The 26028-nt window shown below is 67.0% G+C and carries 17 protein-coding genes; 10 read left to right on the forward strand and 7 right to left on the reverse strand.

Annotated elements, in window-relative coordinates; genetic code table 11:
* Nucleotides 1-8: 8 nt before the first annotated feature.
* The gene (clpB, locus tag FHR22_RS21535) at nucleotides 9-2588 is read right to left on the reverse strand and encodes an ATP-dependent chaperone ClpB (RefSeq protein ID WP_166946196.1); all 2580 of its coding nucleotides are present in this window, start codon (nucleotides 2586-2588) and stop codon (nucleotides 9-11) included.
* Nucleotides 2589-2831: 243 nt separating this feature from the next.
* Nucleotides 2832-4406, reverse strand: a complete 1575-nt coding sequence (locus tag FHR22_RS21540) for a leucyl aminopeptidase (RefSeq protein WP_166946198.1) — start codon at nucleotides 4404-4406, stop codon at nucleotides 2832-2834.
* Nucleotides 4407-4564: 158 nt separating this feature from the next.
* Between FHR22_RS21540 and FHR22_RS21545 the strand changes: the two genes are divergently transcribed.
* From FHR22_RS21545 to FHR22_RS21560, 4 genes are all read left to right on the forward strand, one after another.
* On the forward strand, nucleotides 4565-6787 hold the full coding sequence (locus tag FHR22_RS21545) for an acylase (RefSeq protein WP_208417861.1): 2223 nt from the start codon (nucleotides 4565-4567) through the stop codon (nucleotides 6785-6787).
* A 98-nt stretch (nucleotides 6788-6885) separates the two neighbouring features.
* A complete protein-coding gene (locus tag FHR22_RS21550) occupies nucleotides 6886-9771 on the forward strand; it encodes a M16 family metallopeptidase (protein ID WP_166946200.1) in 2886 nt (961 codons plus the stop codon).
* 25 nt (nucleotides 9772-9796) lie between these two features.
* Entirely contained in the window at nucleotides 9797-10099 is a 303-nt protein-coding gene (locus FHR22_RS21555; RefSeq protein WP_166946240.1) for a hypothetical protein, read from the forward strand.
* Between the two features lie 563 nt (nucleotides 10100-10662).
* Complete coding sequence (locus tag FHR22_RS21560; protein WP_243853961.1) at nucleotides 10663-11901, forward strand: multidrug effflux MFS transporter; 1239 nt, start codon at nucleotides 10663-10665, stop codon at nucleotides 11899-11901.
* Between the two features lie 93 nt (nucleotides 11902-11994).
* On the opposite strand, the gene FHR22_RS21565 is transcribed toward FHR22_RS21560, so the two are convergent.
* The 5 genes from FHR22_RS21565 to FHR22_RS21585 all read right to left on the reverse strand — a co-directional run bounded on the left by FHR22_RS21565 (nucleotide 11995) and on the right by FHR22_RS21585 (nucleotide 22765).
* Nucleotides 11995-13560 (reverse strand): amino acid permease, encoded by a 1566-nt coding sequence (locus tag FHR22_RS21565; protein ID WP_166946204.1) that lies wholly within the window; start codon nucleotides 13558-13560, stop codon nucleotides 11995-11997.
* 108 nt (nucleotides 13561-13668) lie between these two features.
* The gene (pbpC, locus tag FHR22_RS21570) at nucleotides 13669-15810 is read right to left on the reverse strand and encodes a penicillin-binding protein 1C (RefSeq protein WP_166946206.1); all 2142 of its coding nucleotides are present in this window, start codon (nucleotides 15808-15810) and stop codon (nucleotides 13669-13671) included.
* A gap of 171 nt (nucleotides 15811-15981) precedes the next feature.
* Nucleotides 15982-21861 (reverse strand): alpha-2-macroglobulin family protein, encoded by a 5880-nt coding sequence (locus FHR22_RS21575; RefSeq protein ID WP_243853963.1) that lies wholly within the window; start codon nucleotides 21859-21861, stop codon nucleotides 15982-15984.
* 196 nt (nucleotides 21862-22057) lie between these two features.
* Nucleotides 22058-22435: a histidine triad nucleotide-binding protein gene (locus FHR22_RS21580; RefSeq protein ID WP_166946208.1), complete on the reverse strand. Its 378-nt coding sequence runs from the start codon at nucleotides 22433-22435 to the stop codon at nucleotides 22058-22060.
* 9 nt (nucleotides 22436-22444) lie between these two features.
* The gene (locus tag FHR22_RS21585; RefSeq protein WP_341787218.1) at nucleotides 22445-22765 is read right to left on the reverse strand and encodes a phosphoribosyl-ATP diphosphatase; all 321 of its coding nucleotides are present in this window, start codon (nucleotides 22763-22765) and stop codon (nucleotides 22445-22447) included.
* Between the two features lie 257 nt (nucleotides 22766-23022).
* Between FHR22_RS21585 and ung the strand changes: the two genes are divergently transcribed.
* From ung to FHR22_RS21610, 6 genes are all read left to right on the forward strand, one after another.
* Nucleotides 23023-23736, forward strand: a complete 714-nt coding sequence (gene ung, locus FHR22_RS21590; protein WP_166946212.1) for a uracil-DNA glycosylase — start codon at nucleotides 23023-23025, stop codon at nucleotides 23734-23736.
* The gene (locus tag FHR22_RS21595; RefSeq protein WP_166946214.1) at nucleotides 23733-24491 is read left to right on the forward strand and encodes a sulfite exporter TauE/SafE family protein; all 759 of its coding nucleotides are present in this window, start codon (nucleotides 23733-23735) and stop codon (nucleotides 24489-24491) included. Before ung ends, FHR22_RS21595 begins: the two co-directional genes overlap by 4 nt.
* Nucleotides 24492-24567: 76 nt before the next feature.
* The gene (locus FHR22_RS22590; RefSeq protein ID WP_279588448.1) at nucleotides 24568-24699 is read left to right on the forward strand and encodes a hypothetical protein; all 132 of its coding nucleotides are present in this window, start codon (nucleotides 24568-24570) and stop codon (nucleotides 24697-24699) included.
* Between the two features lie 31 nt (nucleotides 24700-24730).
* On the forward strand, nucleotides 24731-25012 hold the full coding sequence (locus FHR22_RS21600; protein ID WP_166946216.1) for a DUF427 domain-containing protein: 282 nt from the start codon (nucleotides 24731-24733) through the stop codon (nucleotides 25010-25012).
* Nucleotides 25013-25023: 11 nt separating this feature from the next.
* On the forward strand, nucleotides 25024-25485 hold the full coding sequence (locus FHR22_RS21605; RefSeq protein WP_166946218.1) for a YaiI/YqxD family protein: 462 nt from the start codon (nucleotides 25024-25026) through the stop codon (nucleotides 25483-25485).
* Nucleotides 25486-25637: 152 nt separating this feature from the next.
* Nucleotides 25638-25820 (forward strand): hypothetical protein, encoded by a 183-nt coding sequence (locus FHR22_RS21610; RefSeq protein WP_166946220.1) that lies wholly within the window; start codon nucleotides 25638-25640, stop codon nucleotides 25818-25820.
* The last annotated feature ends 208 nt before the right edge of the window (nucleotides 25821-26028 follow it).

Here is a 26028-nt window from a genome sequence, read left to right on the forward strand (position 1 = left end):
TTGCGGCGTCAGCTGGCGGTCAGCACCAGCGCCCCGTCACCCTCGTCGACCTTCACCGTCGATCCGTCCCGGACCTCGCCCTTCAGGATCAGGTCGGCGAGCGGGTCCTGCAGATATTTCTGCACCGCGCGCTTCAGCGGCCGCGCGCCATAGACCGGATCATAGCCGACGCGGCCGAGCCACGCGCGCGCCGCATCGGTGAGGTCGAGCGTCACTTTGCGGTCGGTCAGCAATTTCTGGACCCGCGCGACCTGGATGTCGACGATGCCGCCCATATGCTGCTGCGCGAGGCGGTTGAAGAGCACGATCTCGTCGAGCCGGTTCAGGAACTCGGGCCGGAAATGTCCGCGCACGACCTCCATCACCGCGGGCTCGGCCTGTTCGACCGGCGCGTCGTCGGGCAGCGCCGCGATCGCCTGGCTGCCGAGGTTCGACGTCAGGATGATCAGCGTATTGGTGAAGTCGACCGTGCGGCCCTGCCCGTCGGTCAGGCGCCCGTCGTCGAGCACCTGGAGCAGGATGTTGAAGACGTCGGGGTGCGCCTTTTCGACCTCGTCGAACAGCACGACCTGATAGGGGCGGCGGCGCACCGCTTCGGTGAGCGTGCCGCCTTCTTCATAGCCGACATAGCCCGGGGGCGCGCCGACCAACCGCGCGACGCTGTGCTTTTCCATGAATTCGGACATGTCGATGCGGACCATCGCATTGTCGTCGTCGAACAGGAAGCGTGCGAGCGCCTTGGTGAGTTCGGTCTTGCCGACGCCCGTCGGGCCGAGGAACAGGAAGCTGCCGAGCGGACGGTTGGGATCCTGTAACCCGGCGCGCGCGCGGCGGACCGCGGTCGAGACGGCGCGCACGGCCTCGTCCTGCCCGATGACGCGCTTTTCGAGCGTCGCCTCCATGCCGAGCAATTTCTCGCGCTCGCCTTCCATCATCCGGTCGACGGGGATGCCGGTCCATTTGCTGACCACCGCGGCGATGTCGTCGGCGGTGACTTCCTCGCGCAGCATCGCGTTGCCCGCTGCGGCTTCGGCATCGGCCAAGCGCTTTTCGAGCCCGGGGATCGTGCCATAGCTGAGCTCGCCGGCCTTCGCGAGGTCGCCGGCGCGCTGCGCCTGGTCGAGCGCCGAACGCGCCGCGTCGAGCTCTTCCTTGATCTTCGCCTCGGCGTGGATCTTGTCCTTTTCGGCCTGCCATTTCTGGGTCAGTCCTGCCGACTGTTGCTCAAGGTTCGCGAGTTCGGATTGCAAGGTCGCCAGCCGGTCCTTCGACGCCGCGTCGCTTTCCTTGCCGAGCGCCGATTCCTCGATCTTCATCTGGATGATGCGGCGGTCGAGCGTCTCGATCTCCTCGGGCTTCGATTCGACCTCCATGCGGATGCGGCTCGCCGCCTCGTCCATCAGGTCGATCGCCTTGTCGGGCAGGAAGCGGTCGGAAATATAGCGGTTCGACAGCGTCGCGGCGGCAACGATCGCGCCGTCGGTGATCCGCACCCCGTGGTGCAGCTCATATTTTTCCTTGAGCCCGCGCAGGATCGAGATCGAATCCTCGACCGTCGGTTCGCCGACGAACACCGGCTGGAAGCGGCGCTGCAGCGCGGGGTCCTTTTCGACATGCTTGCGATATTCGTCGAGCGTCGTCGCGCCGATGCAATGGAGTTCGCCGCGCGCGAGTGCCGGTTTGAGCAGGTTCGACGCGTCCATCGCGCCCTCGCCCTTGCCCGCGCCGACCAGCGTGTGCATTTCGTCGATGAACAGGATGATCTCGCCCGCGGCGGCCTTCACATCGTCGAGCACGCCCTTCAGCCGCTCTTCGAACTCGCCGCGATATTTGGCGCCCGCGATCAGCGCGCCCATATCGAGCGACAGCAGGCGGCGGTCTTTCAGACTGTCGGGAACGTCGCCGTTGGTGATGCGCAGCGCCAGCCCCTCGGCGATCGCGGTCTTGCCGACCCCCGGCTCGCCGATCAGCACCGGGTTGTTCTTGGTGCGGCGCGCGAGGATCTGGATCGTGCGGCGGATTTCCTCGTCGCGGCCGATGACCGGATCGAGCTTGCCCTCGCGCGCGACTTCGGTGAGGTCGCGGGCGAATTTCTTGAGCGCTTCATAACGGTCTTCGGCCGAGGCGGTGTCGGCGGTGCGTCCGCCGCGCAGCGCGTTGATCGCGGCGTTGATCGCGTCGGCCTTGACCCCCGCGTCGGCGAACGCCTTGCCCACCGGGGTGGTCGGCGCCAGGACCATCGCGAGCAGCAGCCGTTCGACGGTGACATAACCGTCGCCTGCCTTGGTCGCGACCTGCTCGGCCTGGTCGAGCAGGCGCACCGCATCATTGTCGAGCCCCGGCGTTTGCTGCGCGCCCGATCCCGACACCGCAGGCACCTTGGCGAGCAAGGCATCGATGCCGGCGACCGCACGCGGCGCGTCGCCGCCGCTCTTCGCGATCAGCCCGGCGGCCATGCCTTCATTGTCTTCGAGCAGCGCTTTCGCGATATGCTCAGGGCTGATCCGTTGATGGTTCATGCGGATCGCGATCGTCTGCGCCGCCTGTAAAAAGCCCTTGGCGCGATCGGTAAATTTTTCGAGGTTCATTCCGGATAAGCCCCTTTCTCGCCCAGCAAGATAGTGTTGCTATTGTGCAACACAAGGGGTGGCCGATGGTTGCGGAGGGGCATGACCCGGGAAAAAATTTCACGCGAAGACGCGAAGACGCGAAGAGGTTGCGGCGGCCGCAAAGCAGCGCACTTTCTGAACGCCGCGGCCAGCCGCAGCGTCCGGGAAAGAAGGGGTCTTTCGACCCCAAACCATCTTCTTCGCGTCTTCGCGTGAATATTTTTACGCCCCCGACCGCGCGAGCTGATCGAGCAACCGCACGCCGAACCCCGTCATGCCCTTGGGCGAGAGCGCAGTCGCCTTGTCGGCCTGGTTCACCCCGGCGATGTCGAGATGCGCCCATGGCGTCGACTCGTCGACGAAATAGCCGATGACATGCGCCCCGATGCTCGCGCCCGGACCCTGGTTCGGCGTGATGTTGCGGATGTCGGCGACGTCCGACTTGATCTTTTCGGCGAAATTTTTGTGCAGCGGCATGCGCCACAACTCTTCGCCGCTTGCTGTCCCCGCGGCGAGCAGCGCGGCCGCGAGCTTCTCGTCGCGCGCGAATAGGCCGGCATATTGATCGTCGAGCGCGCCGACGATCGCGCCGGTCAGCGTTGCGATATTGACGATCGCGCGCGGCTTATAGGCATAAGCGACATATTCATTGGCGTCGGCGAGGACGAGACGGCCTTCGGCGTCGCTGTTGAGCATCTCGATCGTCTTGCCCGACATGGTGCGGGTAATGTCGCCGGGGCGCTGGGCGTTGCCGTCGGGCATATTCTCGGCGAGCGCGGCGACGCCGACGACATGCACCGGCGCGCGCGATTTCGCGAGCGACAGCACCGCGCCGACCGCCGATGCGGCGCCCGACATGTCGCCTTTCATATTCCACATGCCGGCGCCGGGTTTCAGCGAAATGCCGCCCGAATCGAACGTGATGCCCTTGCCGACAAACGCCAGCGGCGCATCGGGAGCGCCGCCGCCGCGATAGCGTATGATCATCAGCCGCGATCCGCGCGGGCTGCCTTGGCCGACCCCGACGAGTGTGCCCATGCCGAGTTTGCGCATCGCCGCTTCGTCGAGCACCTCGATGCTCACCCCCGCGACCCCCGCAAAGGCATCGCGGGTGCGCGCGACGAAGCTTTCGGGATAGATGATGTTCGCGGGTTCGTTGGCCAGGTCGCGCGACAGGCGGACGCCGTCGGTCAGCGGTTGCCAGCGCTCGCCGAACGCCGCCTTGGCGGCCGCGGGGTTGGCGCCGAGCAATGTCACCGCGCCGGTGGGCGGTGCCTTTTTGTCGGCGGTCTTGTAGCGGTCGAAGCGATATTGGCCGAGCGCGAAGCCATAGGCGACGTCGGCCGCTCCGGTGTCGCCATAGGCGCCCGCGACCGTCACCGGCTGCGCCTCGTTTTTCAACTCCTGCGCTGCCTTGCCGCCCGCTTCGGCGAGCGCGAGCGACGAGGGGGCCAGGCCGGCGCCGACGAGCAGGATGCGCGACCAGGCGCCGATCCCGCGCAGCGACAGCGTCGATCCCGCCTCGCCTTTGTAATCGGCGGCGGCAATCGCGGCGGCGACGGCGTGGCGGTCGGTGTCGGTCATTGGGGCACCGTCCAGCGGCGGCAGCGCCGCATCGGCCATCACGATGACGAGCGCCCCGCCCGCGGGGGCTTCGGCCGCGAAGCCGATCGTGCGTTCGGCGCTGTTCGCCGCGGTCGCGGGAACGACGCCCGAACCGGTGACGTTCTGGGCCAGCGCGGCGGGCGCGAGAGTGACCGACAGGCAGGCGGCGAGAAGCAGGCTCTTGGTACGCATCGGACGATATTCCCCTGATTTTTCAAACCTGCCTGCCTGCATAGCGGCGCTGCTGTGCTGCGCAAACCGCACTCGACGAACGACAGCCGCTTGCCATCGGGCGACAGGCTCGCCACACAGGCGCGATTTCGAAACGCGCCCGGACAGGAGATTGGACCATGCTGCGACGGGCTTTGCTGGCTTTGCTGTTGCTGATCGCCGTCGTCGCCGCGTCGCTCGCCTTCTGGGAGCCGCTGACCGCGCATGCCCCCGCCGCGCCCGCGTTCAAGTCCGCCGACGTCCGCATCGCGCGCGACAAGTTTGGCGTCCCGCACATCTTCGGCAAGACCGACGCCGATGTCGCCTATGGCGTCGCCTATGCGCATGCCGAGGATGATTTCTCGACCTTGCAGGAAGTGCTCGCGATGACGCGCGGCCGCGCAGGTGCGATGCTCGGCGAGGATGGCGCGAAGGTGGATTATGCCGCGGCGCTGCTGAATATCCGCGCGACGACCGCGCGCGACTGGCCGCGGCTTCCCGCGGATGTGAAGGCGCTCTTCACCGCTTATGCCGCGGGGCTCAACCATTATGCCGACAAGCACCCCGGCGAGGTCCGCCTGTCGGGACTGTTTCCGGTCACGGGCGAAGATGTCGTCGCGGGGTTCGTCCTGCGCTCGCCTTTCTTCTTCGGGCTCGATTCGGTGCTCGGATCGCTTGCCGAGGGCACGCCGATCGGGCGCGAGGGTGGCCCGGCGCTCGATGCCACGGGCAAGCTCGTCCCGCGCGAGCTGACCCCGGTCGGCCGCGATCCGGCCGATAGTTTGACGCCGGTCGGCCGCGATCCGGCCGATAGTTTGACGCCGGTCGGCCGTGATCCGGCCGACAATGGCTCGAACGGCATGGCGGTCGCGCCGGCGCGCTCGACCGACGGCGCGACGCGGCTGGTGTCGAACTCGCATCAGCCGTGGACGGGCGGCGTCGCCTGGTACGAACTGGTCGTCCATTCGGGCGAGGGCTGGGATTTCGCGGGCGCGAATTTCCCCGGATCGCCCTACCCCTTCCTCGGCCACAATAAATATCTCGGCTGGACCAACACGGTGAACCGGCCCGACCTGATCGACGTCTACCAGCTGGTGCTCGACGACAGCGGCAAGAATTATCGCTTCGACGGCCAATGGCGCCCGCTCGAGGAGCAGCGCATCTGGCTGAAGGTCAAATTCGGACCCTTCGTGCTGCCGGTGCCGCGCACCATCTATCGCTCGGTCCACGGACCGGTGGTGAAGAATGAACAGGGCGCTTTCGCGATCCGCTATGCGGGACAGGACCAGGCGAATATGGTCACCCAATATTACCGGCTGAACAAGGCGAAGAATTTCGCCGAGTGGCGCACGGCAATGGCGGGGCAGGGGGTGCCGGCGACCAATTTCATCTATGCCGATGCCGCGGGCAATATCGGGATGTTCTATAACGCAATGTTCCCCGACCGCCCGGCGGGGTTCAACTGGCGCGGCGTGCTGCCCGGCGACACGTCGGCCGATGTGTGGACGAAGACGCTGCCGTTCGATCGCGTCCCCGCGCTCGTCAATCCGCGCTCGGGCTATGTGATGAACGCGAACAACACGCCGTGGGTCGCGGCGGGGCCGGGCGACGAACTTGACGCGGCGGCCTTCTCGCCCCTGCTCGGGATCGAGGACGACATGACCAATCGCGCATCGCGGCTGATCGATCTGTTCGAGGCGTCGGGGCAGATCGACGAGGCGCGGCTGAAGGCGATCAAATACGACACCAGTTACGCGAAGACCGGCTATGCCAAGTCGTGGATCGACCGCATCCTCGCGCTCGACGTCAAGGGCGATCCGGCGCTCGCCGAGGCACAGCGGCTGCTCGCCAAATGGGACTGGAACCTCGACGGCAAGGGCCACGGCGACGCGCTGGCGCTGATGCTGCTGCGCCCCGCGAACGGCAGCCATTATCAGCGCCGCGCCGATCCCGACCCATTGACGGTGCTCAGGCAGGTGGTCGCGCATTTGCAGGACCATTTCGCGACGCTCGATCCAAAGCTCGGCACCGTGCTGCGGCTTCGCCACGGCGAAGGGGCGCACCGCATCGACCTGCCGCTCGACGGCGGCAACGACACGGTGCGCGCTTCGACCCTGTGGGACGAGGAGCCGGACGGGCGGCTGAAGGTGCGCCACGGCGACAGTTTCATCATGTTCGTGACCTGGGACAGAGCGGGGCGCGTCCGGTCCGAATCGATCCAGCCGTTCGGATCGGCCACGACGCGGCCGGCCAGTCCGCATTATAACGACCAGGCGCCGCTGTTCGTGGCACACAAGCTGAAGCCGGTGCTGTTCGATCCGGCGGCGCTGAAGGCCAGCGGGGCGCGCTTCTATCGGCCTTGAAAGCGGCATGGTGCTGTCCTAAACCCCTGATACAGTGCCTTTCCGGCACCGTTCCGCGTGCAGCCCGTCCGTGCTGGCGCGCATTCGAGAGGATGCCCATGCCCCGTTTCCACCGCCTTGCCGTCGCCCTTGCCCTTTCGACGTCGCTCGTCGCCGCAGGCCCTGCGCTCGCCAAGGCAAAAGGCGCCGCCCCGGCACCGATCGCCGACCTGGTGAAGGCGGTCGACATTCCTTATCAAAGCTTCACGCTCGACAACGGCCTGCGCGTGATCGTGCACGAGGACCGCAAGGCGCCCGTCGTCGCGGTCTCTGTATGGTATCGCGTCGGGTCGAAGCATGAACCGAAGGGCAAGACGGGGTTCGCGCATCTGTTCGAACATCTGATGTTCAACGGATCGGAAAATGCCCCGGGCGATTTTTTCGAACCGCTGCAACAGGTCGGCGCGACCGACAGCAACGGGACGACGAACGTCGACCGCACCAATTATTTCGAAACGGTGCCGACCGGCGCGCTCGACCGCGCGCTGTTCCTCGAAAGCGACCGCATGGGGCATCTGCTCGGCGCGGTGACGCAGGAAAAGCTCGATAACCAGCGCGGCGTCGTCCAGAACGAGAAACGCCAGGGCGACAATAATCCCTATGGCCTGCTGCGCTACGAGATTTTCGAAAACCTCTTCCCGTCGGGCCACCCCTATCATCACAGCACGATCGGTTCGATGGCCGACCTCGACGCCGCGAGCCTCGCCGATGTGAAGAAATGGTTCACCGACAATTACGGCCCGAACAATGCGGTGCTCGTCCTCGCGGGCGACCTCGATCTCGCGACCGCGAAGGCCAAGGTGCAGTCATGGTTCGGCGACATTCCGCGCGGGCCGGCGGTGCAGCCGCCCAAGACTGCGATCCCGAGCTTGCCCGCGCCGCTCGCGAAGGAGGTGAAGGACCTGATCCCGACGACGCGCCTCTATCGCATGTGGGCGATCCCGGGTCTGAACGATGCCGAGGCGGTACCGCTCCAGATGGCGATGGGGGTGCTCGGCGGACTGTCGTCGTCGCGGCTCGACAATGCGCTCGTGCGCAAGGATCCGGTCGCGGTCAGCGTCGCGGCCTATGCCCAGTCGTTCGAGGATGCGGGCATCGTCATCGTCCAGGCCGACGTCAAGGACGGCGTCGATCCCGCGCTTGTCGGCAAGCGGCTCGACGAGGAAATCGCTGCCTATCTGGCGAGCGGCCCGACCGCCGACGAGTTGCAGCGCACCGCCGCCAGCTATCTCGGCGGCACGATTTCGGGGCTCGAAGCCGTCGGGGGTTTCGGCGGCAAGGCGGTGACCCTGGCCGAGGGCGCGCTCTATTCGAACGACCCCGCTTATTACAAGGTCGAACTCGACCGGATGGCGAAGGCGACACCCGAACAGGTGAAGTCGATCGCGAATAAATGGCTCTCGCGTCCGGCCTTTTCGCTGACCTACACGCCGGGCGAACGCACCGAGGGCGGCGAAGCGCGCGGCGGCGCGGTGACGGCAGGCAAGGTCAGCGCCGCGGTCGAGCCCGACCGCTATTGGAACGCCGCGCTTGGCGACGCTGGCCCCGATACCGGGATCGGGGAAGCGGCATCGATCGCCGATCGCTCGCAATTGCCCGCCGTTGCCGATCTCAAGGCGCTCGATTTTCCGGTGATCGAACGCGCCAGGCTCAAGAACGGGATCGAGGTCGTCTTCGCGCGGCGGGGGGCGGTGCCGACGGTCCATGTCGCGGTCAGCTTCGACGCGGGCTATGCCGCGGATCCGCACAGTGCATTGGGCACCCAGTCGCTGATGCTGAGCCTGATGGACGAAGGCACGGCCAGCCTCGATTCGATCGCCTTCGCCGAGGCGAAGGAACGGCTCGGCGCGCAGATCGACGGATCGGCCAACGCCGACGAGACGGTGTTCAGCCTGTTCGCGCTGGGGCCCAATCTCGGCGCTTCGCTCGGCCTGCTCGCCGATTATATCCGTAATCCGGCGTTCGACGCCAAGGAGCTTGAGCGTGTCCGCGCGCAGCAGCTCAACCGGCTGAAGGCCGAAATGAACAATCCGAACGCCATTGCCTCGCGGGTGCTGATGCCGGTGCTCTACGGCGCCGATCATCCCTATGGTATCCCGCCGTCGGGGCTGGGCGATGCGACGTCGGTCGCGGCGGCGACACGCGATCAGCTCGTCGCGTTCCACACGACATGGATCCGGCCCGACACGGCGCGCATCTTCGTCGTCGGCGACACGACGCTGGCCGAGGTGAAGAAGCAGCTCGACGCAACGCTCGGCCAGTGGAAGGCCCCGGCGAGCGCGAAGCCGGTGAAGCATTTCGAGGCCGCCATTCCGGCCGCGAAACCGCGTATCCTGTTGTTCGACCGGCCCAAGTCGCCGCAATCGGTGATCCTTGCGGGCAAGGTGCTGGATGCCAAGGGCGGCGACAGGCTGGAAGTGCTGCGGTCGGCCAACGACATCTTCGGCGGCGATTTCCTGTCGCGCTTCAACATGAACCTGCGCGAGACGAAGGGCTGGTCCTACGGCGTGCGCAGCCGCATCTCGGCCGAGCGCGACCGCGTCAACTGGGTCGTCGCGGCGCCGGTGCAGGCCGACCGCACCGGCGACTCGATCCGCGAACTGCAAGGCGACCTCAAAGGCTTCCTCGGCGACAAGGGCGTGACGAAGGACGAGCTGGAGCGGACCGTCAACGGCAGCGTCCGCGAACTGCCTGGCAGCTTCGAAACCAGCGCCGACGTGCTTGGCGGCTTGATGAGCATCGTCAAATTCGGCCGTCCCGACGATTATTACGAGACGCTGCCGGCGACCTATGAGGCGATGACCGCGGCCGAAATCGATGCGGCGGCGCGAAAATCGCTCGCCGCCGGCGACCTTGTTTATGTCATCGTCGGCGATGCGGCGGTCGTGAAACCGCAGCTTGACGGATTGGGTCTTCCGGTGGAAACGGTGTCGCCCGCTAATTAACATTCGTTTCAGTAGGAGAGATATGATGGCCCAAGTTGACGGCAGCTATGATTGCGTGACCAAGTCGCCGATGGGCGACCAGAAGTCGGTGTTCACCGTGAGCAGCGACGGCGGCAGCTTCACCGGCCAGAATGCCGGTGCGATGGGCTCGCTCGACGTCGAAAACGGCAAGGTCGACGGCAACAAGCTGAGCTGGACGATGAACATGAAGGTGCCGATGCCGATGACGCTCGAATGCGAAGCGACGATCGACGGCGACGCGCTGACCGGCACGATCAAGGCCGGCGCCTTCGGCTCGATGGCGATGACCGGTACCCGCCAGGGTTAAATCCTGGGGTGGATTTGCGAAAGGGGCCGCCCTGCGGAGCGCGGGGCGGCCTTTTTGTTGCCTGTCGATCCGGTGGTTCTGGCGGCTTTGGGGTGGAGAGCTGCCATGAGCTCTACTCACCTTCGTCATCCCGGGCTTGACCCGGGATCCCGCTTTTTTGAAGGTGGCGCAGGTTTCGACGTCCAGCGGGACCCCGGATCAAGTCGAACGAGCCAGGTGTCTCGTTCGAGGGTGACGAGGATGGATAGGTCTGCTTCCTGCCGTTTGGGTCTTTCAATCCTCCCTGTCGCGCAGCGATGGGGAGGTGGCAGCCCGGAGGGCTGACGGAGGGGCAAGGGCGCGATGTCGTCGCCCCTCCACCATCGCCTGCGGCGACGGTCCCCCTCCCCACGGCTGCGCCGCAGGGAGGATTACTGTCCGCAATCGGCCGAAACCAGCCGTCGCCTCGGGCTACCATACATCCTTGTCTTTTTCATTGAATAGCATTGCCAATCGGCGTCGAAGGCATGCGGGGGCTATCCAAAACAACAGCATGGGCGCATAGCGCCGCTGCAATGCACAAAATGACTCAGTCCTCCCAGCGGTCGGGTCTCCCGGGCGACCGCGAAATGGTGTTCATGATGGCGATGGTCATGGCGCTCAACGCGCTCGCCATCGACGCGATGCTGCCCGCACTGCCGACGATCGGCGATGCGCTTGGCGTCACCGTCGCCAACGACCGGCAATATGTCATTTCCAGCTATTTGCTCGGCACGGCACTGGGTTCGCTCCTCTACGGTCCGCTGGCCGACCGGTTCGGACGCAAGGGCGTGCTGGTCCCGGCGCTGATCGCCTACACGGTCCTCGCCATCGGCTGCGGGCTGGCGACGAGCTTTCCGATGCTGCTCGCGCTGCGGTTCGCGCACGGCATGGTCAGCGCAGCGCTCGGCGTGATCGTCGTCGCGGTGATCCGCGACCTGTTCGCCGGCGACGCGATGGCGAAACGCATGTCGCTCATCTTCCTCGTTTTCATGATCGTGCCCGTGATCGCGCCGACACTCGGCGCCGGGGTGGCGGCGATCGCCGGTTGGCGCTGGATCTTCCTGGTGCTCGCGGTGATGGGGGTCGTCATGCTGCTGTGGCTGCGCCGCCTGCCAGAAACATTGGCGCCCGAAGATGTTCGGCCGCTCGATTTGCGGACGATGCTGGCGGGCTGGGCAACGGTGACGCGGCATCGCCGCGCCGCGGGCTATATGATCGCCGCAGGGGTGATGCAGGGCGCGCTGTTCGGCTATCTCAACAGCAGCGAACAGATCATCGGCGAGGTCTTCGGTGCGCGCGCGCATTTCCCGATCGTCTTTGCCTGCGTCGCGATCGGCATCGCGATCGCCAACTTCTCCAACGCGCGCATCGTCGAGCGCTTCGGGACGCGGCGCGTGTCGCAGACGGCGGTGTTCGCCTTCATCACGACGTCGATCGCGCAGATCGTCGCCGCGCTGAGCGGTGTCGAAACGCTCGCGATGTTTACCGTGCTGATGATGGTCAATGTCGGCCTGATCGGGTTTATCGGCAGCAATTTCGGGTCGATCGCGATGGAGGATTTCGGTCATATGGCCGGGGTCGCGTCATCCTATCAAAGCTTCGCCAGGACGCTGCTCGCCGCCACGGCGGGGGCGCTGATCGGCCAGCTATATGACGGATCGACGCTGCCGCTCGCCTATGCGTTCATGTCGTGCGCGGTGGCCGGCTTGCTGCTCGTCCTCTGGGCCGAAAGCGGCAAGCTGTTCACCCGGCCGGGAACCGCGCCCAAAAGCCCCTTCTGACGGACACCCAGCGGACGAACAAAGGAAAGGGGCGCCGCAGCCATGCTGCAGCGCCCCTTCCATTCCATTCCTTCCCCTTGCGGGGAGACATGCCTAGTCGTGGATCGCGCTGGACGGATCGAGATCCTCTTCGTGCACCTCGACGATACCGCGGCCGAGATGGCTGCGGCTGCGGCTGTACGCGAAATAGATCACGAGGCCGAGGGCGCCCCACAGCGGGAGCACGAGCATCGCGTCGAGCGGCAGGTTGAAGAAGAGGAAGACCGTGCCGGCGATGGTCAGCGGGCCGACCAGCCACAGCGCCGGAGTCCGGAACGCGCGCGGCGTATCGGCGGCGGTCTTGCGCAGGATCATCACCGCGATGGCGACCATCATGAACGCATAGAGCGTGCCGGCATTGGCGATGTCGGCGAGCTTGCCGACGGGCAGGAAGGCAGCGGCAAAGGCGACGACGACGCCGGTAACCGCGGTGATCACATGCGGCGTCTTCCACTTGGGATGCACCTGGCTCCACGATTCGGGAAGCAGGCCGTCGCGGCTCATCACGAAGGCGATGCGCGTCTGGCCGAACAGCAGGATCAGGATGACCGACGGCAGCGCGACGAACGCCGCGATGCCGAGCATGTTGCCGACACCCGACCAGCCGATCTGGCGCAGCACATGCGCCAGCGCTTCGTTCGAGCAGACGAGCGGCAGATTATCCTCGGCAAAGGTGGCGCACTGGCGCGCCAGTTCTTCGGACCCGGCGGGGAAGGGCACGCCGTTCGGTCCCATGATCGGCTGGCCGCCGATCGTGCCGACCGCGCCGGCGGCGACGAGGATGTAGAAGACGGTGCAGAACAGCAGCGAACCGATCAGGCCGATCGGGACGTTGCGCTGCGGGTTCTTGGTCTCTTCGGCCGCGGTCGAAACCGCGTCAAAGCCGACATAAGCGAAGAAAATCGTCGCCGCCGCGCCGATCGCGCCGACCCCCGATCCGAAGCCGCCGAAAACCCCGGCGGGCAGGAAGGGGTTGAATTTGTCGGTGGAAAACTGCTCGCTGGGCAGCGTAAGCAGGATGAACGCGGTCAGCGCGGTAACCTTGATCGTCACGAGAACGGCGTTGAAACGCGCACTTTCGGTGGTCCCGATCATCAGGAGCCAGGTCATCAGCAGCGCGATGACGACGGCGGGCAGGTTGATGAAGCCGCCTTCGATCCCGCCGAGCGCCAGGGGTGCGCCGGCGAGGAAGGAGGGCAATTGGATGCCGAGGAACTGGTTTAATATGGTGCCGGAGAAATAGCCGGACCAGCCGACCGACACCGCCGAAGCGGCGACGGCATATTCGAGGACAAGGGCCCAGCCGACCGTCCAGGCGAGAATCTCGCCCATCGTCGAATAGGTATAGGTGTAAGCGGATCCCGCGACCGGGAGCATCGAAGCAATTTCGGCATAGCAAAGCGCGGCGACGACGCAGATCAGCCCGGCGATGGCGAAGGCCAGCATCAGCCCGGGGCCGGCTTTTTGCGCCCCGGCGGCAGTGAGAACGAAGATGCCGGTGCCGATGACGCAGCCGATGCCGAACAGCATCAGCTGAAAACCACCCAATGTACGATGAAGCGACTTTTTCTCCGCGGCCGCCAGAATAGCGGCGAGCGGTTTGACGCGACCAAATATCATGCTTGTATCCCCTTGGCGGGCGTCTCTGGAAATGGCGCCCGTGTCCTGGCCGCGCAGACTAGCCGCTCGTCCCGGCAGCGCAACTTAATTTCGCTAGGCCTATTCCGCCTATCGCACCGTAAAGCGGACGCGGTCGATCATCCGCCCGCCCGGGTCGACAAGCGTCAGGATATGAATGCCGGGGCGCGGCAGGATCTGGAGCCCGGCGTCGGCATCGCCGGCGGGCTTCCTGTCGAGGAGCAGGCGGTATCCCGCCACCGCACCGCTGACCGTGACCGCCAGCCGCTGGCGATCGATCGGGATATCGGGATCGAGCGCATAGACGCTGCCGCTGACCGGGCTGGTGATCCGCGGGCGCCGCGCCGCTTCGGGCGCGGTCGCCATGACGGCCTGCGCGGTGCCGCGGACGAAATATTCGCGCCGCGGCGGTTCGCGGGTGCCGGGAAGACTGATCTGGCGCGCTTCGACGCCGTCCGGCATCGCCGGCGGCTTGCCGGGACGGCCGGCGTGCAGCGCGAGCATGACGTCGCGCCAGACGGGCGCGGCGCCCGAGGTGCCCGAGACGGCGCGCATCGAATCGCCTTCGAGATTGCCGACCCAGACGGCGACGGTGAAGCGATCGGACCAGCCGATGCACCAATTGTCGCGCATGCCCTTCGACGTGCCGGTCTTGGCGGCGGCCCAGAAAGGCAGGCGGAGCGCGCTGTCGGCGCCGAAAGCGTCGGCGCGGGCGGTGGCGTCGGCCAGTATGTCGCCGACGATGAAGGCGGCGGCGGGGGTGACGATTGCCCGCGGATGTTGGCGAAGGTGACGCGTAGCGACGAAGTTGACCGGCGACCAGCTTCCAGAATTTGCTAATGTTCTGAATGCATTGGCTTGTTCCACAAGGGAAACTTCGGCCGATCCGAGCGCGAGACTGAACCCGTAGTAGTCACCGTCCTCGACAAGCCCGTGGTAACCGAGTGCCCAGAGGCGGTCGCGGAACTCCTGGACGTCGTCGATGACGAGGGTGCGCACCGCGGGGACGTTCAGCGAGGAGGCGAGCGCGTTGCGGACGCTGACCGGCCCCTTGAAGCTGCGGTCGTAATTTTTGGGAACATAGAGCCCCGAGGCGGTGTCGAGCTGGACCGGACTGTCGTCGAGGATCGACGCGGCGGTGAGCCAGCCATGTTCGATCACCTGCGCATAGAGATGGGGCTTGAGCGTCGATCCGGCCTGCCGCCGCGCATTGGCGCCATCGACCATGGCGGCGGTCGACTTCAAACCCACGCCGCCGACATAGGCGAGGACGTCGCCGGTCGCATTGTCGAGCACGACGACGGCGCCGTCGCGGACGCGGTCGGAACCCAGCCCGGCGAGCTGGCGGCGGAGCGCGACGATCGCGGCAGTCTGGATATTGCGGTCGATCGTCGTGGTGACGCGCATGCCGGGCTTGTCGAGCAGGCGGACGGCGAGGTGCGGTGCGAGCGCGGGGTCGAACTGCGCGGCGCGCTCGCCCGAGACCAGGGTCGCGGCGGCGGCGCGGATCGCGGTGCAGTCCTTTGCATGCGCGACGCGGCAGGCGCGGCGGCCGAGCGCCTCGGCGTTCGCGGCGGGGTTGGGCAGCAGCCCGGCGAACAGCGCGGCGTCGGTGCGCGTCATGTCGGCGGGGCGCTTGCCGAACAGGCTGCGCGCACCGGCGCCGATACCCTGCGCCTCGCCGCGCAGGGGGACGAGGTTGAAATAAGCCTCGAGCATTTGGTCGTGCGACCAGTTCGACGCGAGCGCCTGTCCGGCGCGCATCTGACGGATCTTGGTCCGCCAGTCGCGCTTGCCGGGCTGCGCGAGCGCGGGATCGAGGAAGGCGGCGAGCTGCATCGGAAGGGTCGAGGCGCCGCGCGAGCGGCTGCCGTTTTCCTCCCTCGTCAGGCGGGTACGGATCGCCGCGGCGACCGCCAGCCAGTCCACCCCGCCATGCGACCAGAAGCGCTGGTCCTCGCTTTGCACCACCGCGTTGCGGGCGGCGGGGCTGATGTCCTGCAGTGGCACCCAGGCGAGGCGGCGGCGCTCGAAATTGATCCGTTCGCTGTCGAGCAGGCGGCCGTCGCGATCGTAAAGCCACGCCTCGCTGGGTTTCCAGTCGGCGCGAACGGCGGCGTAGTCGGGCATCGGCGGTGGACGCGTCGCGAGGTGCGCGATGGTGGTGAGGATGAGGAGGGCGAGGGCGAGCCACCCTATGGCGTCGAACCAGCGCCGTTTGCGAGGTGTCATTGATCGAATAGCCTGAAAGATCCTCCCCGTGCCGAAGGCATGGGGAGGGGGACCATCCGAAGGATGGTGGAGGGGCTGCGACGGTGCGCCAAAAGCCCCTCCGTCAGCGCTTTGCGCTGCCACCTCCCCATCGCTGCGCGACAGGGAGGATCAGATTGGTACGTCGTTCCATCACGACCCGACATTCTCCACCGTGACCGGCGCGTTCGGCCACTGGCCGCGGATCGCGGGCGAATACATCGCCTCGACCCGCGTCGGCGGCAGCGAGAAGCGGCCCGAGCCGTTCAAGCGGACGACATATTCGACCGCGTGGGTGCCCGCGGGCATCCAGCCGAAATAGCCGCGCCAGCTGTCCTTGCCGCGTTCGACATAGCTGGGCTGCGCGCCCGACCCGCCGGCCTGGTCGGCGAGCATCGCCGACTGGCCGCCGAGATTGCCGACGATCGTCGCGCCCGGCGGGACCGGATCGTTGATGACCACCCACGTCCGGCCGGCGGCAGCAACCACTTCGATGCGGATCTTGACCACGTCGCCGCGCGTCAGCTGGTCCTTGTTCGCGGCCTTGATGATGCTCATCGACCGCTTGATCCGGTAACCGGCGTTGAGCGGTTCCTTCAATGGCACCGCCGCCTTGACGCTGACGGTCGCCCACGGGGCGCCGGTGCCTTCATGCTGAAGGCTCATCGTTGCCGCGGCCAGCGCGACGCGGAGCGGCGAGGGGGTTTCGGCGGGAAGCGGCCAGCTTTGCGAGGCGCTGGCGCCGGCAAGGCTGATGTTGGTCGTGCCGGTGATCGCGCTCGCCGGATAGAGTTCGGCGAAGCGGCGAACGGTGGTGGCGCCCCAGGCGTTGGCGGGGGTGGTGTCCCAATGGCCTTTGCGTTGGCGCTGCGCGACGCCGACCATCAGCTTGCCGGCGTCGTCTTCCCAGCCGCTGCGGCCGAGCACGGCCTCGAGGGCCTTGATCGCCATTTCGTCGCCGCTCGTCATCATCCACCACGGCGCCCGCGCATCGTCGACGAGATCGAGGCGCGTGCCTTCGTAGACGAGCCGCTTCCTGAGTTCGGCCTCGGCCGCGGTGCGCAGCGCGGGGGCACCCCGGACGCCCGGCGTCTTTTCGAGCGCGACGAGCCAGTCGGCGAGCGTTCCCGTCGCCATGTCGACCGGGGCGACGTCGATCGCCGCGACCAATGCGGGGCTCGACGCATTGTTGCGCGCGAGTGCCGCGAGCGCCGCGATGCGGACCGGGCGGATGTCATAGGGGCCATAGCCCTTGCGCGTCAGCCGCCCGTCGACGACCGCCTGCAGCGCCTTGATCATCTTGGCCTTCGCGGCGTCGGGGATCGCGTAGCCGTTCGCCGCGGTGATCGCGAGGACATAGGCGGTGAGTTCGGCCGACCCTTCGAGCCGGTCGTTCGGCCAGTAACGCAGCAGCCCGTCGTCATCGAGATAGGTCGGCATCGCGCCCGCGAGCGCCTGCCAGCGGCCGAGGTCGCCCAGCGCAATGGCGCGCGAGGTCGACTGTTCGAAGCAGTTATAGGGGTAGATCGTCATATAGTCGCGCACGCCCGACAGCGGCGGCGCGAGCGTGCCGGCGAGCGCCACGTCGACAGTGCCGCCGGGCAGCGCGCCCGCCGGGATGGCGATCGGCAAGGTCGTGCCGGGGCCGACGCGGAACAGGCTGGCGGCCCAGGTTTCGACGGGTGTCGCGGGTTCGACCGTCTGCGCGAAGACCAGCCGGTCGCGTTGCTTGCCGCTCTTCGACGCCGCCTCGACCGTCCATTCGATCGGGCCGGTCGCCTCGGGTGCGGTCATCGACCAGCTGATCGGCACCGCGCCGCCCGCCGGGATGGTGACGGTAAGCGGCGGCGCGGTCGCGACCGCGGGCGACAGCGTCGCATTCGCGGTGACCGTCATCGCCTGATCGGTGCCGTTGCGCAGCGTGAAGCGCGCGTCATAGGTGTCGCCGGTACGGACGAGTTCGGGCATGCCGGCGAAGATCGACAGATCCTGTACGGTGCGCACGCTGGTTTCGCCGGTGCCGAAATATTGCGAGCCGTCGGTCGCGATCGCGACGAGGCGGAAGCCCGACAGATTGTCGCTGAGTGGCACCTCGACCGTCGCGCGGCCCTTGCTGTCGAGCGGAACATGCCCCTGCCACAGCAGCATCGGACGGAAGTCCTCGCGCGTCAGCCCCGACAGATCACCGCCGCCGCCGCCGCCCGGTTCGAGCGCCTTGCGGCCGTAATGGCGTTTGCCGACCACCTGCATCTGCGCGGTCGAGGTGAGCACGTCGAGCGTGCGCTGGCCCATCATCGCGGTCAGCACGTCCCAGCTTTCATTGGGCGCGAGCTGGAGCAGCGCTTCGTCGACCGCGGCGAAGGCGACATCGGCGTTCTGGGGCGCCTTGCCGTTCGGGGTCTTGACCTCGATCGAGACCTTCGCGGTTTCGCGGACGGCGTATTTTTCCTTGTCGGCCTTCACCTTGACGCCGAGCTGATGGCCCTCCCAGCCGACCTTGATGCGCGCGATGCCCATGCGATAGCTGGGCTTGGCGAGGTCGACCAGGGCGGTCGGCGGCGCGCCCTCGCTGTTTTCGAGTTTGAAGCCGACGGCGCGTTTCATCTTGCGGAACCAGCTTTCGCCGCCGGTGACGCGTCCGCGCAGCGCCATGACCGAGACATAGACGTCGGGGGCATAGGTCGCGGGCAGCTTGACCTTCACCACGGGGTCGGTGCCCTTCAGCGGCACGACGAAGCTCGACAGCACGCCTTCGCGTTCGACGGTGACGAGGGCGGTGGCTTCGCGGAACGGCATGCGGACCTGGAAGCTGGCGGTATCGCCTGCGGCGTAGCGCGGCTTTTCGGCAATGACGTCCATGCGGTCGCCATTGTCGCCGCCGAACCACCAGTCGTCGTCGCCCGCCAGCCAGACCGAGCGGACCGCACGCGCTTCGTTGCCGTCGGCATCGACGGTCGTCGCGACGACGGTGACTTCGCCCGAGACCCCGGGCGCCATCGCGCAGCTTGCGCGGCCGAGCTTGTCGGTCGTCGCCGCGCAATTGGCGGTGAGGCGCGTCGTGCGCATCTGGTTGTCATAGGCGTAGAAGCCGCCGATCAGGCGGCGGCGCGCGGTGATGATCTCGCGGTTGTAGACCGCGACCTGGACGCGCTGGCCGCGGATCGGCTTGCCGTCCAAGTCGAGCGCGATGAAATTGAGGCGCAGGTCGTTGTCGCGCATCAGCCAGCCGTCGGTCTTGAGGCCGAGGCGAACGGCGGACGGGAAGAGGGTGATGCGGCGGCTCGACGTCAGCGTTTCGCCATTGGCATCCGCATAATCCATTTCGACCGCCATCTGCGTCGGTTCGGTGATCGGCTGATCGACCGCGACACTGGTGGTTGCGGTGCCATCGGCGCCGAGCGTCAGCGGCACCGAGCGCGCAAGCGGCATTTCGGCCGACGGCTCCTCGCCGCTGTCGTCGAGCTGGACGGTGCCTTCCCTGACCGGCTGGCCGTCGAAATCCCAATCCTTATAATCTTCGGGCGGCGACCAGCTGGGGCGGAAATTGGTGCGCAGCTCGACCGGCAGGCTCGCCGCCGGGCCGCCCGACAAATAGCCGACGAACAGCGACAGCGGCACCGCGGTGGGGCGCACGGGCGACGTCTTCGGCCCGGTCACCGTCGCCTTCATCGTCGGCAGGCGATATTCGTCGACCTTGATCGACTGGTTCGACCAGATCGTCTTGTCCTCGCCGTCCTTGTCCTTGGTGACGAAGACGAGGTCATAATCGCCCATCGGCGCGGTCGCGGGGACGTTCCACGTCGAATCGCCGCTGCCGTTTGCCGTGATGGCGAACGGCATTTCAAACTCGGTGTCCGACCCGCGGTGGACAAGGCGAAGCTTGCCCGAAAGCGGTTCGGGGGTCTTGAAGCCGGTGCCGACGGGGCGGCGCAGGATATGCTTCATGTTGACGGTCTCGCCCGCTTTCACGAGCGACCGGTCGAAGACGGTGTGGAGGATGTCCTCACGATCCGACCAGCCATAGGGCAGGTCGAAGTCATAGGGGCGGATGCCATTGCCCCAGTCGGTGAGGGTGAAGCTGAAATCGTCGCCCGACCGTGCGGTGACCATCAGCGCGTGGCCTTCGCTGTTGTCGGGTTTGGGGTTCTCTTCGCAGCTCGAATAGGTTTCGGGTTCGGGCAGCCCGTTCGGGAAGGCGAGGCGGCCCGATTTGTCGGCGGTGCCGCGCGCGAGCAGGCGCCCGGTGCAGCTGTCGGAGACGCGGATCTCGGCGCCCGCGACGGGCAAGCCGGTGTCGAGCGCGGTCACCCAGGCGAGCGAAGCCTCGCGGCCCCATTTGAAATGCACCGCCATGTTGGTGACGAGCGCGGCGGTCGTGACGTAACGCGTCGCCTTGCGCCCGAGCAGCGCGGCGCCGAGTTCGGGGCTGGCGATTTCGACGACGTGGAAGCCCTTTTCCGACAGCGGGATGCCGACGACTTCGAATTCCTTGCCACCAGCCGGCGGGGAGAGTTGCAGGTCGCGGCGCTCTCCTCCCGCAGGCGCGCCGTCGAACACCGACTTGCTGCCGGTGTAATTGACCGTGACCTCCTTGCCGCTCGCGTCCTTTTCCTCGCGATAGTCGCTGTCGTCGGCATCGGCGACACGCTTCAGCCAGCGCGCGATCGCGGCATCGTCGTCCGCGACCTTCAAGGCGGTGGCGGGCATTTTGAGGTTCGCCTGCACCATCGACGCTTCGACCCCGCGCACGGTGACGGGCAGGATGCCGCCCTCGGACGCTTCGAGGATGCCGAACTCGGCGGCGAATTTGACCAGCGGCGGGGCGCGGTCGATGTGGAATTTCAGCGGGAAGTTGGAGCGGTTCTGCAAGCTTCGGCCGCTCTGGTCGGTGACGCCCTCGGGCAGCGTCAGCGTCGCGTCGACATTCTGCGGCAGCGGGCCGGCGAAGCGGACGCTGGTCAGCCAGGCGTCATTCTTGTCGTCGGCATCGATTTTCGGCGTCAGCCGCTTGCCGTCGGCGGTGGCGAGCGTCGCGGCGAGCGCGGTGTCGCGCGCGACGGGCGAAGCGAAATTGACGATGATGTCCTTGATCGGGTTGCATCCCGCCTGCGGGTTGACGCGGCTGCACGACATTTTCGCGGTAAACGCCGGACGGATGTCATAATCGAAACGCTGGTCGCGTCCGGCGGTGCGGGCGGGGATTCCCGCCTGCGCGATGCGCGCGTCCCAGACGAGCGCCATGTCGCGGCCGGGGGGCAGCGGACGGCGGCATTTCACCGGCACGATGCGGTCGAGCGCGGCGTCGCGGTCGGGCCCCGCGGCGGGCAGGCGCTGCGGCAGTCCGGCGTCATAGGCGAACGACTGGCGCGACCAGTTGTTGTCGCCGAGCCCAGTCAGGATTTCGGTCGCGGTCTCGCGCGGCAGGACGTCGAGCGGGATCTTCTCGCCGATGCCGTCGACCGCGCAATAGCCGAAGCGGCCGACCGAGGCGCGGTCGGCGGCGACGTTGGTGGCGACGAGGAAGATCTGGTCCTCCTCGATCCCGTCATAGATGCCGCCTGCGAGCACGGCGCGCGCCGAGGGGCCGCCGGTGTCGAGCGCGAAGCGGTCGTTGCCGCCGACCGACACGCCGCGCGCGGTGGCGAGGTCGGAGCGGAGCTGGACATGGCAGCTAAGCCCGCCGGGGAGCGGTTTGTCGAATTCGAGCACCCAGGTGCGCGTGTCGACCCAACGGCCGGTCGACGGGAGTTTGCAATCATGCGTCGCGGGGGCGGCGGCGCGGGGATCGCCGAGCGGCACCATATCTTCGGAAAAGCGCAAGGTGAAGCGCGTGATCGTGCCGTCGCCGGTGCCCGAGCTGCCGGGGGTGGCCAAGGTGACCTGCGGCACGGTATCGGCGGCCGCGGTCGCCGCCATCGCGAGGGTAAGCGGGAGGATGAGCGCCAGTTTCGCCTTGCCGGCCAGCCGGTTCGTCAGTCCCTTCGCCAGCGCGCGCCATCCCATTCTCATCGCACCGTCTCCCCGCTTTGACATGCGCGTCTATCCTGCTGGAAACAGGGGCAAGAGTCCACCGCGCATCGCGCACGTTACATCGCAATCGGTCGCGGGGCTGTGACGGTGATCATAGACAAAAGAAAAAGGGCCGTCGCCCCCGCGAAGGCGGGGGCCGCCGTCGACATGGCGCCGAGTTGCCAGCGGCCCCCGCCTTCGCGGGGGCGACGCACTTTTGTTAGCGAACGAGCATCGGCCCCAAGGGCTGCCCCCCGAACAGGTGGACATGGAGGTGCGGGACTTCCTGTCCGCTGTGGGGGCCGACGTTGGCGAGCAGGCGGTAGCCGGGGACGACGAGGCCGTGGTCGCGCGCGACCGTGCCGACGGCGCGGACGAAACCCGCGATCTCGGCATCGCCGCCGCGCGCCGAGAAATCGTCCCAGCTGACATAGGCGCCCTTCGGGATCACGAGGATGTGCAGCGGCGCCTGCGGGTTGATGTCGTGGAAGGCGAGCGCAAACTCGTCCTCGTAAACTCTCTTCGACGGCAATTCGCCGCGCAGGATGCGCGCGAAGATGTTGCTATCGTCATAGGGGAGGGTCGCGTCGATCGCCATGATGGCTCCTTATTGCTGGCGGGCGGCTTTTTCGGCGTGGCCCGAGATGCCGTGGCGCCGGCCCAATTCGGCGGCGACATCGGCCCAGGCGATGCCGCGGTCGGCGAGCACTATGGTGAGGTGGAAGATCAGGTCGGCCGCCTCGCCGGTCAGCGCCGTGTCATCCTCGGTCAGGGCGGCGATGACGGTCTCGACCGCTTCCTCGCCCAATTTCTGCGCGATCTTGCCGCGGCCCTTCGCGGCGAGGCTCGCGACATAGGAGGCGCTGGCGTCGGCTGCCGAGAGGCGGTCTTTGACGACGCTTTCCAGCTGTTCGAGCGCGCTGCCGATTTCCTGTGCCATGTCCGATCCTTTCGCGAGCGTGCCTAGCCGTGACGCCCGGCCGCGACAAGCGGAACGCGCCGGGAGCAGAGCTGCTCCTTCATCGTCACCCCGGACCTGATCCGGGGTCCCGCTTGATGGCGAATGCGGAGTCGAAAAGCGGGATCCCGGGTCAAGCCCGGGATGACGGAAAGAAGCTCCCGTCTTTTGCCATTCGCTGGCCACGGGACTGGACAAGGTGCTGCCGCTCCGGTCAAAGGGCGCGCATGGCCGAGGTCAAACTCCATCCCGACTGGCTCGCCGCGATCGGCGGCGAATTCGAGCAGCCCTATATGGCGGGGCTCAAGCAATTTCTTGCGGACGAACGCGCGAAGGGCAAGGCGATCTACCCGCGCCCGCGCGAATGGTTCGCGGCACTCGACGCGACGCCGCCGGGCGCGGTGCGCGTCGTCATCCTCGGGCAGGATCCCTATCATGGGCCGGGGCAGGCGCATGGCCTGTGCTTTTCGGTCCAGCCGGGGGTGCGCACTCCGCCGAGCCTCGTCAACATCTACAAGGAGATGGAGAGCGACCTCGGCATCGCGCGGGCGCGCCATGGTTATCTGGGACACTGGGCCGATCAGGGCGTGCTGCTGCTCAACAATTGCCTGACCGTCGAGGCGGGGCAGGCGGCGTCGCACCAGGGCAAGGGGTGGGAGAAATTCACCGATGCCGCGGTCGCCGCGGTCGCGGCCGACCCGGCGCCGAAGGTCTTCATCCTGTGGGGTAGCCATGCGCAGCGCAAGGCGGCGAATGTCGCTGGGCTGGGCGCGGGCAGCCCGCACCTGATCCTGCGCGCGCCGCATCCGTCGCCCTTGTCGGCACATAACGGCTTTTTCGGATCGCGGCCGTTCAGCCAGGCGAATGCGTTCCTCGCGGCGCATGGGCGCGGGACGATCGACTGGCAGCTTCCCGAAACGCCGGAGATCGTGACCGGATGAGCCTGCTCGCCGATCCGGCGACGCTGGCGATCCTGATCGTCGCGGTGATCCTGCTCGGCATGGCGAAGGGCGGGCTCGCCGGGGTCGGCGCGCTGGCGACCCCGCTCGCCGCGCTGGTCCTGCCCCCCGCGACCGCCGCCGCGCTGCTGCTGCCGATCCTGATCGTGCAGGACGTGATCAGCGTCTGGTCGTTCCGCAAGACGTGGGACGGCTGGATCATCGGCTGGATGCTCCCCGGCGCTGCGGCCGGTATCGCCGCCGGCTGGTATTATGCCGAGCGGGTGAACGAGGCGCAGCTGATGGCGGCGCTCGGCGCGATCACGCTGGCGTTCGGCCTGTATCGCCTGTGGGTCGAACGCGGCGGGCGGATCGTGGCGGCGTCGCGGTCGCCGGGCTGGGTCGGCACGATCTTTGGCGGCATCATGGGGCTGACGAGCCAGATCGCGCATGCCGGCGGGCCGCCGTTCCAGATGTGGGTGACGCCGCGCAAGCTGCCGCACCTGACCTTCATCGGCACCAGCGCGATCCTGTTCGCCATCGTCAACTGGATGAAGGTGCCCGCCTATCTCGCGCTCGGTGCCTTCCCGCACGAGGTGATCGTCGCGGCGCTGTTGCTGATGCCGCTCGCGATCGTGTCCACGCTGCTGACCGTGCGCTGGCTGAAGCGGATGGACCCCGCCCGCTTCTATGTCCTCATCTATGTCTTGATGGTCCTGCTCGGCGCGAAGCTGCTGTGGGACGCGCTCGCGGGATAACAGGCGACGTGGCCCGGCAAAGCGCGTAGACTGGCGCTGACGGGCACAGGCGTCCGCCGCCGCCGAGGAACGGAACATGGCAAAGGGCCAAAAGAAATCGACTCGCGAAGTCCGCAAACCGAAGGCGGACAAGAACAAGAAGCCCAATGCGAGCAACCCGTCGACCAAGGTCGGCGTGGTCGACGGGCTCGAAAACATGAAGAAATGATCGCATTGCGCGCGGCGGGCAGGAGGCGCTCATGGTGACGGCACGCTGGAACGGCGTGGTGATCGCCGACAGCGACGATACGGTGGTCGTCGAGGGCAATCATTATTTCCCGCGCGCCGCGGTCGACGCGGCGCTGCTGTCGGACAGCGACATGACGAGCTTTTGCCCGTGGAAGGGTGTCGCCCATTATCATCATGTGACCGTGGGCGGCGTGGTCAACGAAGACGCCGCCTGGTATTATCCCGAGCCAAAGGAAGCCGCGTCGGCGATCCGGGGGCGCATCGCCTTCTGGAAGGGCGTCGAGGCCGGCTGACCGTTCCGCTCATGTCCGCGACTCCCCAGATCCTCGTCGATGCCGACGCCTGTCCGGTGAAGGACGAGATTTATCGCGTCGCGTGGCGGTACGAAGTGCCGGTGAAGATCGTCAGCAACAGCCGGCTGCGCGTGCCCGAGCATGTCTTGATCGAACGGATCGTCGTGTCGGACGGCTTCGACGCCGCCGACGACTGGATCGCCGAGGCCGCCGATGTCCGCAGTATCGTGATCACGTCGGACATATTGCTCGCCGACCGCGCGCTCAAGGCCGGGGCGACGGTGCTCGCGCCGACGGGCAAGCCGTTCACCCTGGCGTCGATCGGCCCCGCGATCGCGACGCGCGCGATCATGGCCGACCTGCGCGCCGGGGGCGACCAGATCGGCGGCCCGCCCGCCTTTTCAAAGGCCGATCGCTCGCAATTCCTGCAGGCGCTCGACACCGCGCTGGTCCGCCTCAAGCGTCAGGCGTAAATTTCTTTCCTGTCTTTTCAGTGATTAGTGAAATTTCTGGCCACGAGTGACGGCGATCACCGCCGCGCGTCCGGCGCCGCGGCATAAGCGGCGCATCGGGAACGCCCCGAACCAGTTTCGAATATCGAACCGCTTTTGAAAAGGAATTGACGATGGCCCGGAAGATGCTGCTCGCCCCCGTTCTCGCGCTGACCGTCCTTGCGTCGGCGCCCCCCGCGATGGCCCAGTCGGCGCAGCCGTCGCAGGGCATGACGATCACGACCAACCCGGTGCAGATTCTGATCGGCCTGCTGCTTCCCGCGGTGCAGAAGGTGCGCGAAGCCGCCGCGCGCTGACCCCCGGTTTGACGAATTTCGGGCCGGTCCCTCCGGCCGGCCTGAAACAGCCCTCCCGCCGACGCGACCCCGGCGGGAGGGTTTTTGGTTTCATTTGGTAACCCGATCCTGATGGCGGTTTTGGGGTGGATTTGAGACATTCCCCTCCCTTTTAGGGAGGGGTTAGGGGTGGGTAGCGAGCGTAGCGAGCCAGAGGCAGAGCGCCGCC

This window comes from Sphingopyxis panaciterrae, from assembly GCF_011762125.1.
Lineage (GTDB): Bacteria > Pseudomonadota > Alphaproteobacteria > Sphingomonadales > Sphingomonadaceae > Sphingopyxis > Sphingopyxis panaciterrae.